Source organism: Bifidobacterium margollesii (assembly GCF_002860355.1).
In the GTDB taxonomy this organism is placed as follows: Bacteria; Actinomycetota; Actinomycetes; order Actinomycetales; family Bifidobacteriaceae; genus Galliscardovia; species Galliscardovia margollesii.
This window is the reverse complement of record NZ_NMWU01000019.1, coordinates 1-15,266: the sequence shown is the minus strand read 5'-3', so window position 1 is coordinate 15,266 and position 15,266 is coordinate 1. Positions and strand designations below refer to the sequence as shown.

General features: G+C 62.6%; 15 protein-coding genes, 3 tRNA genes and 1 pseudogene. 6 read left to right on the top strand and 13 right to left on the bottom strand.

Features of this window, described 5'->3' with window-relative positions:
- Positions 1–113 precede the first annotated feature (113 nt).
- Complete coding sequence (locus Uis1B_RS05530; protein WP_101616348.1) at positions 114–4,409, bottom strand: LPXTG cell wall anchor domain-containing protein; 4,296 nt, start codon at positions 4,407–4,409, stop codon at positions 114–116.
- Positions 4,410–4,798: 389 nt separating this feature from the next.
- Between Uis1B_RS05530 and Uis1B_RS05525 the strand changes: the two genes are divergently transcribed.
- A complete protein-coding gene (locus tag Uis1B_RS05525; protein WP_101616346.1) occupies positions 4,799–5,812 on the top strand; it encodes an Abi family protein in 1,014 nt (337 codons plus the stop codon).
- 102 nt (positions 5,813–5,914) lie between these two features.
- Here Uis1B_RS05525 and Uis1B_RS05520 read toward each other — a convergent pair whose 3' ends face one another.
- From Uis1B_RS05520 to Uis1B_RS05495, 9 genes are all read right to left on the bottom strand, one after another.
- Positions 5,915–6,283: a hypothetical protein gene (locus tag Uis1B_RS05520; RefSeq protein ID WP_243390267.1), complete on the bottom strand. Its 369-nt coding sequence runs from the start codon at positions 6,281–6,283 to the stop codon at positions 5,915–5,917.
- 17 nt (positions 6,284–6,300) lie between these two features.
- A complete protein-coding gene (locus Uis1B_RS05515; protein WP_101616410.1) occupies positions 6,301–6,708 on the bottom strand; it encodes a transcriptional regulator in 408 nt (135 codons plus the stop codon).
- A gap of 154 nt (positions 6,709–6,862) precedes the next feature.
- Positions 6,863–7,102, bottom strand: a complete 240-nt coding sequence (locus tag Uis1B_RS12340) for a hypothetical protein (RefSeq protein WP_033495367.1) — start codon at positions 7,100–7,102, stop codon at positions 6,863–6,865.
- Between the two features lie 4 nt (positions 7,103–7,106).
- A complete protein-coding gene (locus tag Uis1B_RS05510; protein WP_033495365.1) occupies positions 7,107–7,703 on the bottom strand; it encodes a ParA family protein in 597 nt (198 codons plus the stop codon).
- Between the two features lie 43 nt (positions 7,704–7,746).
- Positions 7,747–8,274 carry a WhiB family transcriptional regulator gene (locus Uis1B_RS05505; RefSeq protein ID WP_101616343.1) on the bottom strand — a complete coding sequence of 176 codons (528 nt, stop codon included), beginning with the start codon at positions 8,272–8,274 and terminating at the stop codon, positions 7,747–7,749.
- Positions 8,271–9,485, bottom strand: a complete 1,215-nt coding sequence (locus tag Uis1B_RS05500) for a helix-turn-helix domain-containing protein (RefSeq protein ID WP_101616340.1) — start codon at positions 9,483–9,485, stop codon at positions 8,271–8,273. Before Uis1B_RS05500 ends, Uis1B_RS05505 begins: the two co-directional genes overlap by 4 nt.
- The gene (locus Uis1B_RS12005) at positions 9,482–9,628 is read right to left on the bottom strand and encodes a hypothetical protein (protein ID WP_014484625.1); all 147 of its coding nucleotides are present in this window, start codon (positions 9,626–9,628) and stop codon (positions 9,482–9,484) included. The genes Uis1B_RS05500 and Uis1B_RS12005 overlap by 4 nt, the downstream gene beginning before the upstream one ends.
- Before the next feature lie 50 nt (positions 9,629–9,678).
- Positions 9,679–9,852 (bottom strand): hypothetical protein, encoded by a 174-nt coding sequence (locus Uis1B_RS12000; protein WP_012576942.1) that lies wholly within the window; start codon positions 9,850–9,852, stop codon positions 9,679–9,681.
- A 101-nt stretch (positions 9,853–9,953) separates the two neighbouring features.
- Positions 9,954–10,175: a hypothetical protein gene (locus tag Uis1B_RS05495; RefSeq protein WP_095346999.1), complete on the bottom strand. Its 222-nt coding sequence runs from the start codon at positions 10,173–10,175 to the stop codon at positions 9,954–9,956.
- A gap of 128 nt (positions 10,176–10,303) precedes the next feature.
- Here Uis1B_RS05495 and Uis1B_RS12530 point away from each other — a divergent pair.
- Positions 10,304–10,570 (top strand): annotated as a pseudogene (locus Uis1B_RS12530) (helix-turn-helix domain-containing protein); the annotation flags it as partial.
- A 177-nt stretch (positions 10,571–10,747) separates the two neighbouring features.
- On the opposite strand, the gene Uis1B_RS05485 reads toward Uis1B_RS12530, so the two are convergent.
- The 3 genes from Uis1B_RS05485 to galE all read right to left on the bottom strand — a co-directional run bounded on the left by Uis1B_RS05485 (position 10,748) and on the right by galE (position 12,956).
- A tRNA-Glu gene (locus Uis1B_RS05485) sits at positions 10,748–10,819 on the bottom strand.
- Positions 10,820–10,971: 152 nt separating this feature from the next.
- Entirely contained in the window at positions 10,972–11,793 is an 822-nt protein-coding gene (trmB, locus tag Uis1B_RS05480; protein ID WP_243390272.1) for a tRNA (guanosine(46)-N7)-methyltransferase TrmB, read from the bottom strand.
- A 149-nt stretch (positions 11,794–11,942) separates the two neighbouring features.
- On the bottom strand, positions 11,943–12,956 hold the full coding sequence (galE, locus tag Uis1B_RS05475) for a UDP-glucose 4-epimerase GalE (protein WP_101616335.1): 1,014 nt from the start codon (positions 12,954–12,956) through the stop codon (positions 11,943–11,945).
- A gap of 317 nt (positions 12,957–13,273) precedes the next feature.
- Between galE and Uis1B_RS05470 the strand changes: the two genes are divergently transcribed.
- The 4 genes from Uis1B_RS05470 to Uis1B_RS05455 all read left to right on the top strand — a co-directional run.
- A tRNA-Asp gene (locus Uis1B_RS05470) sits at positions 13,274–13,347 on the top strand.
- A gap of 52 nt (positions 13,348–13,399) precedes the next feature.
- Positions 13,400–13,475: transfer RNA gene (locus Uis1B_RS05465), tRNA-Phe, on the top strand.
- A gap of 148 nt (positions 13,476–13,623) precedes the next feature.
- Entirely contained in the window at positions 13,624–14,136 is a 513-nt protein-coding gene (locus Uis1B_RS05460; protein ID WP_101616333.1) for a nitroreductase family protein, read from the top strand.
- Positions 14,137–14,387: 251 nt separating this feature from the next.
- A partial coding sequence (locus Uis1B_RS05455) for an iron-containing alcohol dehydrogenase (protein WP_101616331.1) occupies positions 14,388–15,266 on the top strand: 879 nt, incomplete at its 3' end.

The window sequence follows — 15,266 nt, the reverse complement described above, 5'->3', positions numbered from 1 at the left end:
CCGTTGCCATGCCCGCCGGGGAGAGAAGAAGGAAGAGAACCGGCGGGGTTCCGGCCGGATTGCCGTCCGACCGGAAGAATCATCGCGGCGGAGAACGGTCCCCGCCGCTTCGGTCAGACCACGGATTGCCCGCCGGGAACCGAATCCACGGTTTCGACGTCATCCGCGTCGGCATCCTCGGCATCGACGGGTTGCATCGTGCCGGAGTGGCGGCCGGCGGCGTTGTTCCCGCGCCTGAACCTGCGGGCGGCGACCAGTCCCACGCCGACGGCGAGCAGGGTGATCGCCGCCGCGATCACGCCCTGGACGGCGGCGCCGGTATGGGCGAGCCCGGTCCGGTAGCCGTTCCAGTCGTCGGTGTTGCTGACCACTTCGGTGTCGGGGCAGACGAGCCTGCCGTCGATCGTGACCGCATCATCAGGCGCGGACGTCTCGTCCTTGCCGTCGAACGGATCCGGGTCGGAGACGACGCATTCGACCAACGGCGTGCCGGTGACCGTGGCGCGGTCGGTGTGATGGCCGGTCACGCCCTTGAGGACGCCCTTGACCTCGACGCTCTCGCCGGGCTTGAGGATGCGGCTGTCCCAATCGGCGGGGTATTCGAGATCGGTCACCCGGCCGTCGCCGGCGACCAGCTGGTCCTTGAGGTTCAGGTCCTTGGTTCGGTACCATGCGCCCCGCTTGGTGTCGGGGTCGGTGGTGCTGGTGTTGGTGATGGTGAACACGATGCGCGTGTCGCCCTGCATGGCCAGCGCGTCCTTGACCTGGTCGCGGTCGCCGGCCGGCCAGCCGGAGGCCTCGTCCCATTTCTCGATCTTCAGGCTCGGGGTCATGTCGGGCGTGTGCGTCTCGACCTGGTTGGAAGGACGTTTGGTGCCGTTGATGGTTTCGTCGAACCGGTTGGCGATGTGTTCGCCGGTCTTGACGCGCTTGCACTGGATGAACGCGGTCCATGCCTGCTCGCTTTCGTCGTTGCCGCTGACGAGATCGAGCATGCGCTGGGTCGCGGTAACGGTGACCACGCCCTTGTCGTCCTGCGCGAGGGTGAACAGTTCGCCGCCGTACACACTGGCGTCGAAGCCGCTGCCGGCGATCTTCACGCCCTTGCGGGCGATCACCTTGCCCTGCTCGGTCAGGTCGCGCATGGCGTATACGGCCCATTGGCCGGTGTACTGGTCATGCTCGGTGTCGAGCGGGTCGGTGATGCTCCAGTCGGTGACCTTCTGGTAGGCGCGGTGCGCGGGCAGCGCGGAGCTGTCGAGGCGATAGAGGAACAGGCCGTTGAGGTACACGCTCCGCTTGTCGATGGATTCGCCGTCCACCCTCACGACCACGTCCTTGGAGGGGTTGACGGGTTTGAGGGGGTTGGCGACCTCGTTGGTGTCCTTGCGGGTGTCGTTGACGACCTGCGTGGCCTTGTTCCTCACGATATGTCCGTCGGTGACCTTGATGACGGTCATCGGCAGGCTCACCTCGTAGCTCGTGCCCAGCATCGACTGGTCGATGGCCGGCTCCTTCAACGGGTCGTGGTCCTTCTTTTCGGCGTATTCCTTGAGGTTCTTGGGCTGAGGGTCGCCCTTGATGGTCTCGCCGGTGGCCGGCACCTTCGTGTCCGCGGTCTTGGCGTACACGTAGGCGACGCCGTCGATCGCCGCGATGTTGAACTTCGCGGTCACGTCCTTGCCGGTCGCGGTGTCGGTGACCTCGATGCGCTTGACGTCGAGGGAGAGGTATTCGTCGTCCCAGTCGTCGGTCATGCCGAGCCTCCAGACCTTGTAGGCCTGGTTGGTCTGCTTGGCGTCGATGGTCACGCGGTAGTAGATCCGGTCGCCCAGCAGCGCGGTCTTGCCGTCGATGCTGATGGACGGGTCGGCCTGGGTGTCCTTCTTCACCGGCGTGAAGTCGGGCGGCTCGTTCCATACCTTGTTGCTCGGGGTGATCATGTTGTTCAGGGTCAGGGCCCACTGGTTGCCGATTTTGGTGTCCGTGGGCGCGTCCTTGGCGACCGTGCCCTCGAAGCGGACGATGATGCGCGGGTTCGCGCCGTTGCGCCAGTTGGTCTTCACGTACCCGTCGGAGAACACGAGGCGCACCGCGTGCTGCGCGTCGTTCCACTGGGTCTCGTACTCGGTTTTCGGGATGAACTTGCCGGTGGACAGGTCGGTGACCTCCAGGGTCTGCTTGTCCACTTCAAGATGCTCGTCATAGGTGTCGGTGACCGCCACCTCGCTGACCGAGTACGCGAGATTGCCGGGCAGGTGGGGCTGGGTCTCCAGACGGTATTCCAAGCGTTGGCCCGGGTAGACGACCCTACCGTCCACGGACGCCTGGTCGCCTCCCTGCGAGGATTCGCCGACCACGTCCTTGACGACGGGCGGTATGTAGCCGCAGATCTTCGGCTCGTTCGTGGGGATGGTGTGCGTGTTGACGGTCTGTGAGCCCTTGTTCGTCAGCGCCTTGCCGTCCGGCGCGGTGCAGAACGACAGTTCGTCGCTCGCCTGCTTGCCGAAGTCGTCGCGTACCTGGCCCGCGCCCTTGCCGTTGGCGTAGGCCGCCTTGCCCGGGATGAGCAGCGTGACCTGCTTCGCGGTCTTCAGTCCCTTCAATCCCTCACGGTAGGCCCGGCCGGCGGTGGCAGTCACCGTGGTGCCTTCCATCGTGATCGTCCACTGGTCGGTGACGTCCCTGCCGTGGTTGGCGATGTCGGTGACGCTGGACTCGAGATCGGTGCCGGCATCGGCCTCGTACACCTTGATCTTCGACTTGTCGTCGGCGTCGAACAGGTAGTCGGCGGCCGACCAGTCGTCCGTGAGCGTCAGGGTCTCCGGGGCCTGGATGAGGTTCTTGGCGATGGTGCCGTTGACCACCGAGGCGACCCGGTCCCCGTCCAGAAGCGTCATATCGTCGGCGCCGGTCCGATTGGTCTCCTTCGGGTCGATGACCGCCTCCCACTGGCCCTTCGCGTTCAGGCGGATCCAGCTCTTGTCGGGATTCGGCCGCCACGTATCGAACTGTTTCTTTCCGGCGTCGGCCTCGGGCTCATGGTTCCACTTGCCCCACGCATGGTCCTTGACCTGCTGGAAGTCGGAGGGCTTCGACACGGTCACGTCGAAACTGAACTCGTAGACATGGTCCATGGGCATCTCGCCCTTGTCCGCCGAACGCGCGGCCGACACCGTGTTCGACGCTTTGTCCCAATTGATCTCGAACTCGCCGGAAACGTCGCGGTTGCCGTCGGTCCTGTCGATGAGCCTGTAGTTGTCCACGGAGTATTCGACGCCGTTGGGTTCGATCACGTCGCGGAAACGCATCTCGTAGCCGCCACGGCCGGTGCCGTACGTGATGGTGGTACGGTTCGTCATCCGGTCGGCGCTCACGCCGTCCTCGATCTTCTTGACCGGGGGTTCGGGCGGCACCGAGCTCACCTTCCAGGATTCGGCCGGATCACGGTCCGCGGTGTCCACGGCCGCCTGCATGCGGCCCTGCTTGGGCACCTGGATGTCGATCCAGTACGAACCCTCGGCCCAGTGTTCCATGCCGAAATCCTTCGGCGAGGCGAGATTGTCGAGCTGGGTGTCCCCATTGCCGGAGAAGCTGATCGGCTTGCTCACGCTCTTCGCGGGCAGATAGGGGCCGTTCTCGTAATGGATGATCGCGGTGCCGTTCAACGTCTCCCTGATCGCGGAACCGCCGTTGTCTGCATGGATGACGTCGCCGATCGGGTCGGTGGAGCCGACCTGCATGTCGGTCTTCTGCTTGTGGCTGGTGGTCACGTTCAATTTGTAATCGACCGGCGGCTGGTTCTGCGCCAGCACGATCACGCGGAACGAGGCGTTCGGGTTGGAGTTGATCGACTCCTGCGCCAGAGAGTCAACACTGCGCGTGCCGAGCTTGTCCTTCCACGTGGTCGCGGTCGAATACTTCTGGCCCTGATACGTGTAATCGCCCTTCGCCTCGGCCTTCCACTGCGCCTCCCAACGGTTCTTCGCGTTCGAACTCACATAGCTGCCGTTGAACGAACCATCCGCCAATCGCACGTAGCCCACCGCCACCAGACGGCAGTCCGCGTTCCCCTCACCCGTATAGGAACGCTGGCACTCATCGATCGCGTCGCTCAAAGTCTTGTTCATGTTCACGAACTGGTTCTGCCCGTTCGCCAGATCGGACGACAGACGCACCTTCGCGTCACTCAACGCCGTCTTCATGCCATCCAGCGTGGCCGGCCACGAATCCTTGTAGATCCAATGCACATCGGCCGTCTGCGTCGGACCACCGCCCGAACCGCCACCGTCCTCACCGGAACCGCCGCCACCGTTATCGGCCAACGCGACCGGAACCAAGCAGGCCAGCAACGCCGCGGCGGCGGTGATCGACGCCACCGCACCGGTGCCCTTCTTCCCGAACCTCATACGAAATCCTTTCCCACATACGACAGAAGCGCCCCTCTCCGGGAAAGGGAGGAGACGGGGACTCCAGAACCCGCCTCCTCCCGGGTCCCTGGAAGAAAAGCACGCCCGCAAGCCCGACGGCCGGCCGCCGGACCCCGAACGCACCATCAGCATCACCCCGCATCGAGCGATGCTGCGGCGGACATGTGACGAAGATTGGCAACCCGTTCATGGATGAAACATGACGCGGATACTACATTTAGTGCATTGCTTTGCTTTGGATACTAGATGTACGGAGTGTTCTGTATCTTTACGAAAGGCGATATATTCGCTACAATTAGCGATGTTAAAAGCCACCATTGCCTCTCACTGAAGCACACTAGGGTGGCATTTTTCTTATCGGAGGAACGATGGACGAGAATGATACTCCACAGCTCCGCCCCTATCCGCAGCATCCGCCGAAATCATTGGATGATTTATCGGCCAAGCTCATTGACAACGGTTTGTCCGGAATAAGTCGCGAGCTCCTTGAACGTCGAATCGAGCAAGTGGGATACTTTCGGCTGAAAGGATACTGGTATCCGTTCCTCACCCCGGTATCGGAGCAGTCGGCGAAGCGCTCATTGCCCTTCCGTCAAGATGTGCAATTCAAGGATATCTGGGATAGGTATCTGTTCGATCAGGAACTGCGGATGCTGGTATTCGACGGCATCGTCACCATCGAGATCTATCTCAAGAGCTTCCTCGCCCATGAGCTATCGGTATTCGGCGGCGAATTCGGCTACATGACACAGGAAGGACTCCCGGGGTTGAGCTATGACGACCATCTGGCTTGCCTTTCCTCGTTGCGTTCGACATTCACCAAATCAAATCTTCCGTACCTCAGGCATTTCCGGAGTACCTACAGTGATCCGCTGCCTCCGTACTGGATGATCGTCGGATGCCTGAGCTACGGAACACTCAAGGAGAACTTCTACCAAGGTGCGCCAGACCATATCAAGAGAAAGCTGGCCACCAAGCTGCATATCTTCAACCCCAACCCGAATCCCGCCGTACGCGGCGACGCCAAAATCCTCTCCAATTGGCTTGAGACTATCCGGCAGGCCCGGAACATGACCGCGCATCATGATCGCTTCTGGAACGAAACCAGCACCCGCATAGCGCCGAAACTGCCGAAGCATCGCAGCGGATCCCATGCAAAGGGCTGGTGGGGTAACAATTGGGATATCTTCCGTAAGTCCTCCGGCCCTGCTGCATTCCTCACCATGGAGAACTACCTGACATCCCAGATCGACGGACCCGCGTGGACGGAGAAATTCATCTCCCTTATGGATAGGTACCCTCAGATTCCGAAGTCTGACATGGGATTCCCTGACGGATGGCGGGTGTCGCCGCTGTGGCGAGTCGATGGCTCAGCTCATTGACGGGGCATCCTAATTGCATAAATGGGGAAACGCGCGCCTTTCAGGGACGTGGATCCAAGGAATTACCCGTCCCTGAAATGATAAGCGACAGAAACATCGTCTTTATTTGACGATGCGAGTAATTACATAGGCCATAAGACCTGCGATGACGGTGACGGCGGCAAGGAGCGCCAGTCTGGTTTCGCGGCGTTCCTTGGCCGCCATGTCGGCTTGCCGGTTGGCCAGGGCTTCGGCTTCGGCGGCGACGCCGCTGGCGGCGATGGCCGCGATGTGTGCGCTCATCTGGTCTTCGAGAGTGGAATCCTCGCTCGTGCCGTCGAAGGGCTCCTCGTTTTCGTTGTGGTTGTCATTCATGGTTCTGCTCCGTTCCTGATTGTTGGATTGTTTGCTTTCCTGATTGTTGGCTTGCTTGATTGCTTGCATGTCAGCTTGCCTGCATGCAGTCAAGTTTGATTGTTTGATTGTCTGCATGCGGGCTTGTTTGCTTGTCAGCTTTCGTTTTGCCCGGCGAGGATGGACATGCGGGCGGCGATGAGCGCGTGGCGCGCGATCTCTAGGTAGAGCTGGTGGCCCTCGCCGTCGCCCCAGAACCGGTCGAACTGTTTGGTCGGCATCATGCTGGCGGGGTCGAACCCGTTCCACACGCCGCCGCAGAACACCTTCGCCGCAGCGTTCACCTCCTCGTCGGACGGCATGCCTGGATGTCCCTCCGCGGCGTCCGCGGCCGCACGCATCTGCGCGCCGAACACGCGGGCCTGCAATGGCGAAAGCGTGTATGCCAGTCCCGCCGTGGAGCCCGCGGGGAATCCCGTGTTCACGCCGAGGGTGATGACGTGCGCCTCCTCGCCGATGCTGATCCGGTCGCCGAGTACGGAGACCTCCATCGAATAGTCCATAGTGTCTCCTTTCCGCAGACGCGCCGGCTTGCCGGATCGCGTCTGCATGTTTGACTGCCTGAATGTTTGGTTGTTGGCTTGTTTGCTTGCTGGATTGTCGGATTGCTTGATTGTTTGATTGTTTGATTGTTTGATTGTTTGATTGTCTGACGGGTCATGGCTCGTCGTCGCCGTCGAGCCGGTCGAGCTCGCGTTCGATGGCGTCGCGCAGGAGCTGCTGCATGGGCAGGTCGTGCGCGGCGGCCGTGGTCTTGAGCCGGGTCTTGAGCGACACGGGTATGCGCAATGAGAGCATGACCAACGGTTCGCCCGTGGCCTTGGATGTCTTGTTCTGCTGGCGCAGCACGTCGTCGAACGGCACCGGTCGTGCCAGTGGCTGGTAGTTGCCCTGCATGGTCTCACTCCTGCTTTCCGGCGATCTGCTGGAGTTCGGTGACGAGGTCGCGGTATTCGCCCAGCTGGTGCGGGTTGGTGCCGAGCGAACGCTTGTAGGACTGGGCCTTCGGCACGATCGTGTCGAACCGGGGAGTGTCCATGGCGTTGAGGGCGTCCATGGTGTCGCGGAACGCCTTCGTGTTGCGTTCGGCCTTGACCAGCAGCAGCGCGGCGGGCGTGCTCATCCTGGCCATGTCGAGGGTGCTCCATGCCTGCTGGAGGTCCATGGGCGAGTCCGATGCCGGCACGATCACGAAGTCGGCCGCCTTGATGGCCATGTCCAGGGTCGGTCCCTGCGGCGGCGCGTCAATGATCGCCCATTCGTCCGGGTCGGCTCCCGCGGCGAGCTGGCGGAGCGTGGCCTGGTTGGCGGGCAGCACGTCGAACGTCAGCGGGTCCGCGGTCTGCTCCGCGGCAGCGGCCCACAGGCTCGCGCTGGACTGCGGGTCCGCGTCGTACACGACGGCCCTGCCGCCCCTGGAAACGATGACCGAGGCGATGTAGATGCTGGACGTGGTCTTCGCGACCCCGCCCTTGGCGTTGGCTATGGCGATGCGCATTCGTTCTTCTCCTTTGCGGCTGCCGGATATCATGCGAACCCGGTCAGTCGGTCGCTTGATTGTCCGCTTGTCTGATTGCTTGGATTCCTGCTTGCTTGATTGTTTGATTGTCTGACGGCTCATGCGGGGCGGGGCGATCGGCCGTCCTGCCCCGTGCGCGCAGGCGTCGTTGCTGGCGTTCGGCGCTGGCCTCGCCGGTGGCTTCGTCGAACACGTTCCGGTGGGCGCGTATCCAGTCCGTGAGCAGCCGCCAGCGTTGCGGCCACGGCAGGCCGCGGTCCCGGCAGGGGACGCCGTCGGCTTCGGCCATGCGCGCGATCCTGCGCCGGTCGGTGCACACCTTGCCGCCGTACACGCCCCATTCGAGTCCGCCGCTGGCCGCGTAGGCCAGGCATTCGGCGCGTACCGGGCATCGTTCGCACACGGCCTTGGCGACCGAGTGGAACGCCTTCGCGTCGCCGGGACGGTGCTCGAACTCCAGCGACCACAGGTAGTCGGACCATGGTCGCGGGAAGTCGCGGCATTCGCCGGCCTTCTTCCACGCCTCAAGACGCTGCCCGTCTCCGCTCATGGCCGCACCACCGCCTCCGCCGACGCGCCGGTCTTCGCCTTGCGCCGTCCGGCGACGTCGTGGGTGGCGTGGTTGCGTTTGTCGTACGCGCATACTGGGCACGCCTCCTGCGAGATGACGCCTTCGATGTGTTCCTGGCACAGCGAGGTGCGCAGCAGCGCCGCCCCGTAGATCGGCACACGGCTCGCGGACGACGAGCTGACCGGTATCGCCCGGTTGGGGTCCTTGACGACCGGCAGCGGGGCGTCTGGCGCCCGCTTGCCCGTCGGATCGGGATGGGTGAGCATTTCCAGCCGCAGCTGCACGTAGTTCGCGGCGAACCTGGCGCCGCTGGTGAGCCGGGGCAGCCAGTAGCGGTTGCGGTACGCCCAGTCCATCGTCGCGACGATCTCGCCGTACGGGCGATCGATCAGCAGCGAGTGGACGGCCTTGCGGTCGGCCATGGTCGCCGGAACGTCGAACCTCTGGTCCACGGCGAGCATGCGCCGGCGGATGCCGTCGAGCACGCGTACCTCCTGACCGGCGCGTTCCATCACCGGCTCGGGCAGCTTGCCGGGTTCGGGCACCCACAGCGGGTTCCTGCAACCCCTTGGAGGCAGGGCCTTGCCCCAATCGGTCGTCGGAACGGGTTCGGGTTTCGGATCGGCGTCCGGTTTCGTAGCGGCTTGTTCGGCGTTGAGGGGAGCATCCCCGAAGGGGATGAGGGGAGAATTGTTTATCACTTGTCTATTGGGTGACTTTCTGTCCAAGATTCCGGGACAATTTGTCCTCGGCTTCACGCCCTTCGGTTCGGGTGACAATCCGTCGGGTGACAAATTGTCCTTGTCTGGATTCGATTTGCCGTCGCCTTCCGCCAGCGCGTCCAGGTTCCGGGGCTTCTCCTCGATGTTCTCGGCGGGACGGTCGCCGTCCATGACGACGTCCCACACGCGCGAGCGGTGTCCCTTGGCGATCGGCTTGCGCGTGCGCGGGTTGCGCGCCGACATCTCCTGGTCGCCGGGCCTGATGTAGCCCTTACGCTCCAATTCCTGCAACGAACGGATCACGGTGCGCTCACAGCACCCGCAGTTGAACGCGATGGTCTCCACGCTCGGCCACGCGGCGGTGCCATCGTCGTAGTAGGCGCGGCGGGCCAGGTACACCAGCACGAACTTGGTGATGCCCTTGACGTCGTCGCGCTCCCATGCCCAGTTCTCGGCTCTGCTGCTCATCGTTCGACCTTCCCGCCGTCATGCGCCGGGTCCGCTTCGCGGCGTTCGCGCAGCCTCGCGCCGATGTCGTCGCCCAGACGGGCGGCGCGGCACAACGCATACGAGAGAACACCGCCGGACACGCACACGGCGGCAACGACCAACCACCACATGGTTCGGCCGGTATCAGGGAAACGGTCCGCGGACGCGCGCCTCAACGGCGCGAGCCCCGGGACGGGTGGGCGAGCATGGACAGCACATGAGCCTTCGCGATGCGCAGATCGACGTTGCCGCCGGCCCGCGTCGTCCGCCGCGCGGCGTCGCGCCGGCGATTAGGCTCAAAGACAGATGCCGGGCGAATGCCGGCGGTATTGGTAGAATCGGTCATGGCGATGACCCTCCTTCACTTGGGATGCAAGACGTCGGCGGCCGGGAATCTTGGCGGATGTACGGGTCGGAGACGCCTTCGGTTGTCGTTCGGTTCCGCGCCTAGTGCGCGGAACCTTCTTTTGCCGGAGGAGACAGCAGCCTGTTCACGAGGGCGGCATCGTTGCCCAGCACGAAATCCGACGGCAGCCCCTTCATCCGATACAGCCAGACGAGATCGGCCTGCTGCCAATGGAGGGAGCCGTTCACCTTTCCCGCAACCGATGACTTCGATTGCCCCATCTCCGCGGCCAACCCGCGGCAGGACAGACCCTGCTGCGCCATCCAACGAGCCACTGGAGACAGTACGGAAAAATGCTTTTGTCTACTCACAGTTGACATAGTAATTAAGTATTTTGCCTTTCGCAAGTCGGAGTGCTAATATCGTGTCCAGAGATGTTGGACATGCCAACATGCGTTTGCGAAGCAGTGAAAGGGCGATTGCCATGACCACGACGATAAAGAAACGGATGACGAACTCGGGCGAATACCTGCAGAAGGTGATCGTATGGAACATCAGCATGCTGCTCACCGCGCACGGCCTGTCCCAGACGGCGCTCACGGAACCCCTGAAGATGACCAGGGGCGGCGTCAGCGCGAAGATGAAGAACAAGAACACGTGGAGCATCCCCGACATCGCGGCGCTGGCCGACTACTTCGGCGTGCCCGTGACGTCCCTGCTGGACGACACGCTCATGCGTCAGATGCTGGGAGAGGGGAACTTAGGTGCATCTTTGGTGGCAGCGACCACCGCGCGATTTCCTGTTCGAGCAGCTGAAGGCCAAGCTGACGGCCTGAAACCGTTGGAAACAAAAGGCTCCGGTCCACGATACCTCGTGGAACCCGGAGCCGGTGAGTACCCCCGGAGAGAGTCGAACTCTCGTTGTCAGATTGAAAGTCTGATGTCCTAACCGTTAGACGACGGGGGCGAACAACTTGATAGACGATACAGGAGAATCATCGGTCATGCAACACTCGGCGTGTCGCCTCGGTAACACCATGACGACAGTGATGCATGCGGCAGCGTGTCCCCGAGGTGACTGCCGGGCGGACGGCCGGCGCTGTACCTACGGTAGTCGGGTCATACGGCCCGGTAGGTGAAATCGTGGATCACACGGCCGGCCTCGATGCCCTTCTTCTCGAAATTGGTAAGTACGCGGCCCTCGAACCGTCGCGATTCGGTGAAATCGGCGTGCGGCAGCTGGGCGGCCATATCCGCCGTTCCCTTGCTCACATGCTCCGTGGGCAGGCTCACCGTGAGGTCGCCGACGTTGTCGAAGTCGTTGCGCTGATCCATCACCTCATGCACATGCAGAGCGTAATCCTCGATGTCGGTGGCGATCCGCCACGATCCGCCGGTTTTCAGCGCCCGATGCACCTCGTCGGCCAGCGTGGACTGGACGATCCGACGCTTGTGGTGCTTGGTCTTGGGCCAAGGGTCGGGGAAGAACGTCCAGACCTCCTCGAACAGCCCGTCTTCGGCCGCGCGCATCAGATCCGGCGCGTTGACCTCACACACCCGAAGATTGGAGAGCTCATATTTGCCGGCCTTGAGCAGAGCGTGCGCCACGCCGGGGCGGTATACCTCTAGAGCAAGGTAATTGACGTCCGGTCGTTTCTGCGCGGCGGCCACGATGTTTTCTCCCTGTCCGGTGCCGATCTCCACGATCAGAGGGTTGTCGTTGCCCCAGACGCTGTGCGCGTATTCCCGGTCGAAGTGGAAATCGGTGGCTACCGACAGTTCGCGGTGATCGTACTGCGGCAGTTCGAGCAGATAGGTGCCGGCGTAGGCGTCCCAGGCCTTCTGCAAACGCTTGTCGAGGCGGGAGGATCGTCTGACGAACGACATCAGCTCCCGGCGACGTCCCGGCCCGGCCGTTCCCGGCATCGTGCCTTCGGTCATCTGCCAATCGGGTGACGCGGTATGCGATTCGTTCATCGATCCTCCGGTGATTCGTGGTCCTGTCGTTGTGCCACCACGATACCGAAGGCGGACGAAGAAGGCCGCCCGGCATATGCGCCGGACGGCCCGGGTGAAGCGAAACCGATCGGTCAGTCGGACTGCTTCCAGTTTTCGACGTCGATGTGGTGCTCGGGGTTGGCCTGCCATGCCTTCCACGCGGATTCGACGATGTCCTCCACGTTGTACTTGGCGTGCCAGCCCATCTCCTCGTTGATGCGCTTCGGGGAGCCGATCAGGTGCGGCGGATCGCCGGCGCGACGGCCCTGCACATGCTCTTCGAACGGCAGTCCGGTGACCTTCTTGAGCTCGTCGACGATCTGACGCACGGAGGTGCCCTCGCCGGTGCCGACGTTGAAGGCATCGTACTTGCGCTCGTCGCGGTCGAGGTAGTGCAGCGCGGCGATATGCGCATCGGCCAGATCGGAGACGTGGATGTAGTCGCGCACGCAGGTGCCGTCCGGCGTGGGGTAGTCGTCGCCGAAGATCAGCGGGGCCTTGCCCTTCTTCAGACGATCGAGCAGCATCGGGATCAGGTTCAGGATGGCCGGATCCTCCAGTTCGACCGGGCCGCATCCTGCCACATTGAAGTAGCGCAGGGCGCAGAAGCGGATGCCGTATCGGCCTTCGCAGGCGCGTGCCATCCACTCGCCGAACAGTTTGGTCTGGCCGTAGGGGTTGATCGGCAGCATCGGGACCACGTCTTCGGGCACCACGTCGACCGGCGGTACGCCGTAGGTGGCCGCAGATGACGAGAAGACGAGCTTGCGGGTCTTCTTGGATTCGCTCATGCCGGTGAGCACGTTGAGCATGCCGCCGATGTTCTGCTGGTAGTACCACAGCGGCTTCTCGACGGATTCACCGACCTGCTTGCGGGCGGCGAAGTGGATGACGGCGTCGACGTCCTCGGCGTCGAGGATCTCGGCGAGACGTTCGCCGGCGCCCGGGGCGGCGATGTCCATGCCGTACAGGCGTGCTCCCTCGATGCGGGTGGGCTTGCCGTAGCTCAGATCGTCCACGACGACGACGTTTTCGCCGGCCTGATGGAGTGCGTGGACCACATGGGCTCCGATGTAGCCGCAGCCTCCGGTAACCAGAACTGTCATCTCACACCTTTCTGATAGAACGAGCCGTGATCGTGGTGGGTGGGTGTTCGGCGCAGCGTCGACCGTGACGCACCCGCACAGCAATTGTTCGGTTGTGCTCGTTTTTGTTACTTTTTTGAACATCTTCAGTATAGCGCACTTTATGAGGGCGGAACACCCTGTGGTAAAAATCCGAAGAATCGTTGAAACGCCTCGACGGATCAAGGTTTTCGGCTGTTGCGACACGCCCGAAACGATGATTTTGCGTTTTGGACTTGCGTTGCTCCGCCATTCATGTAATATATTCAATCGTTGCGGTTTTCGAGATCGCAGCGGATGGCTCCGTAGCTCAGTTGGTTAGAGCGCCGCCCTGTCACGGCGGAGGTCGCCGGTTCAAGTCCGGTCGGAGTCGCTTGGATGGTTGATCGGCCCGGCTTGTCCGGGTTTTTTCAACTGTTCTGATTGGCTCTGTAGCTCAGTTGGTAGAGCGTACGACTGAAAATCGTGAGGTCAACGGATCGATGCCGTTCGGAGCCACCAGCAAGGCCTGCGATCAGATGTGATGCGCAGGCCTTTTATGTTTTGCTGGTGGTGATGATCTCTTCTCTTTCCGCGGAATCAGCCTATAACCCGCCTATAGTGAGTGGCGATGGCGGTTGTCCGAGGACCGCAGAGCGGAGGAGTCGTCATGGAATTCAACGATGTGATCAAAAACCGGTATGCCTGCCGCAAGTATGCCGATCGTCCGGTGGAGCAGCCGGTGCTGGACGGGATTCTCGACGTGGGCAGGTTGGCTCCGACGTCGGTGGATCAGCAGGAGCAGCATGTCGTCGTCATTCGATCGGGGGAGGGGCTGAAGACCGTCGATGACCTCACCGAATGCCGGTATGGCGCTCCAGTGGTACTGCTGATCACCTTCGACAGGAACGACGTGTATACGTATCCCGGCGGTAAATACGATTCGGGTGTGGAGGATGCCTCCATCGCGTTGACCCATATGATGCTGGCGGCCACGAATCTGGGGCTGGGAAGCTGCTGGGTGAACGCGTTCGATCCCGATGCCGTGCGTAAGGCGTTCTCCGTGCCGGATACCGAGGAGATCGTGGCGATGCTGGATCTGGGATATCCTGCAGCCGATGCCGCTCCCTCCGCCAAGCATGGCCGCCGCAAGCCGCTTGAGGAGCTGGTATCCTACCGCTGATCCGTCTCCGATTGGTGTCATTTCTTAGGCGTTTCCGGCATGGATGCTCTCGTGCGGCTGTTGTGTCGCGTTTATGACAGCGCGTGCGTCCCTACATGTGGGAGAACAATCCCAGTTATAGGGATTCTCGGCATGTTTTGAGAGCGCTCACAGTTTAACGATCAAATCCACGCTACGATGAATATCGGTTGACGTCCCCACCGATGGAGACGGCCAGAAGATTACCGACCAGTCACTCAAAGGAGAACATGATGGTCTACAGGATGATTTTCAATCAGACGGCGTATTTCGGTCGCGGCGCGGTCCGGGAGATCCCGGAGGTCGCCCGCAAGCACGGGTTCCGCAAGGCGTTCGTGGTCACGGATCCGGTGCTGCTGGAGACCGGCACGGCGAGGAGGGTGCTCGACGTGCTGGACGCGGCGGGCATGGAGTACGAGGTGTTCGACAACGTGAGGCCGAACCCGCCGGTGGAGTGCATCCAGGACGGCGTGCTGCGGTTCAACGCGTCGGGCGCGGACTTCCTGATCGGCCTGGGCGGCGGAAGCCCGCAGGACACGTGCAAGGGCATCGGCATCATCGCCGCGAACCCGGAGTTCGGCGACGTGCTCTCCCTCGAGGGCGTGGCGGACACGAGGAACCCGAGCGTGCCGATCTTCGGCGTGCCCACCACGGCGGGCACCGCGTCGGAGACGACGATCAACTACGTGGTCACGGACACGAGGAACAAGCGCAAGTTCGTGGCGGTGGACCCGCACGACATCCCGGTCGTCGCGTTCGTGGACCCGGACCTGACGGACTCGATGCCCCGCGGCCTGAAGGTCGCCACGGGTCTGGACGCTTTGACGCACGCGATCGAGGGGTACGTCACGCCGGGCGCGTGGAGCCTGTCGGACTGCCTTTCCATGCAGACGATCCGCATGATCGCGAAGAACCTGGCGAGGAGCGCGGACGGGGACGTGCCGGCGGGCGAGCAGATGGCGTACGCGAGCTACATCACGGGCATGGCGTATTCGAACGTGGGTCTGGGTCTGGTGCACGGCATGGCGCATCCGCTGGGCGGGCGTCTGGGCGTGGCGCACGGCGTGGCCAACGGGATCCTGCTGGCCCCGGTCATGGAGTACAACAAGGAG

What these genes read in the sequence shown, in the direction of transcription:
- Uis1B_RS05515 (WP_101616410.1), bottom strand. Translation starts at nt 6,708, where the DNA reads ATGGACTATTCGATGGAGGTCTCCGTACTCGGCGACCGGATCAGCATC.
- Uis1B_RS05510 (WP_033495365.1), bottom strand. Translation starts at nt 7,703, where the DNA reads ATGCGCATCGCCATAGCCAACGCCAAGGGCGGGGTCGCGAAGACCACG.
- trmB (WP_243390272.1), bottom strand. Translation starts at nt 11,793, where the DNA reads ATGACCGAAGGCACGATGCCGGGAACGGCCGGGCCGGGACGTCGCCGG.
- galE (WP_101616335.1), bottom strand. Translation starts at nt 12,956, where the DNA reads ATGACAGTTCTGGTTACCGGAGGCTGCGGCTACATCGGAGCCCATGTG.
- Uis1B_RS05525 (WP_101616346.1), top strand. Translation starts at nt 4,799, where the DNA reads ATGGACGAGAATGATACTCCACAGCTCCGCCCCTATCCGCAGCATCCG.
- Uis1B_RS05530 (WP_101616348.1), bottom strand. Translation starts at nt 4,409, where the DNA reads ATGAGGTTCGGGAAGAAGGGCACCGGTGCGGTGGCGTCGATCACCGCC.
- Uis1B_RS05500 (WP_101616340.1), bottom strand. Translation starts at nt 9,485, where the DNA reads ATGAGCAGCAGAGCCGAGAACTGGGCATGGGAGCGCGACGACGTCAAG.
- Uis1B_RS12000 (WP_012576942.1), bottom strand. Translation starts at nt 9,852, where the DNA reads ATGACCGATTCTACCAATACCGCCGGCATTCGCCCGGCATCTGTCTTT.
- Uis1B_RS05520 (WP_243390267.1), bottom strand. Translation starts at nt 6,283, where the DNA reads ATGCAGACAATCAAACAATCAAACTTGACTGCATGCAGGCAAGCTGAC.
- Uis1B_RS05460 (WP_101616333.1), top strand. Translation starts at nt 13,624, where the DNA reads ATGGAATTCAACGATGTGATCAAAAACCGGTATGCCTGCCGCAAGTAT.
- Uis1B_RS05505 (WP_101616343.1), bottom strand. Translation starts at nt 8,274, where the DNA reads ATGAGCGGAGACGGGCAGCGTCTTGAGGCGTGGAAGAAGGCCGGCGAA.
- Uis1B_RS12340 (WP_033495367.1), bottom strand. Translation starts at nt 7,102, where the DNA reads ATGCAGGGCAACTACCAGCCACTGGCACGACCGGTGCCGTTCGACGAC.
- Uis1B_RS05495 (WP_095346999.1), bottom strand. Translation starts at nt 10,175, where the DNA reads ATGGCGCAGCAGGGTCTGTCCTGCCGCGGGTTGGCCGCGGAGATGGGG.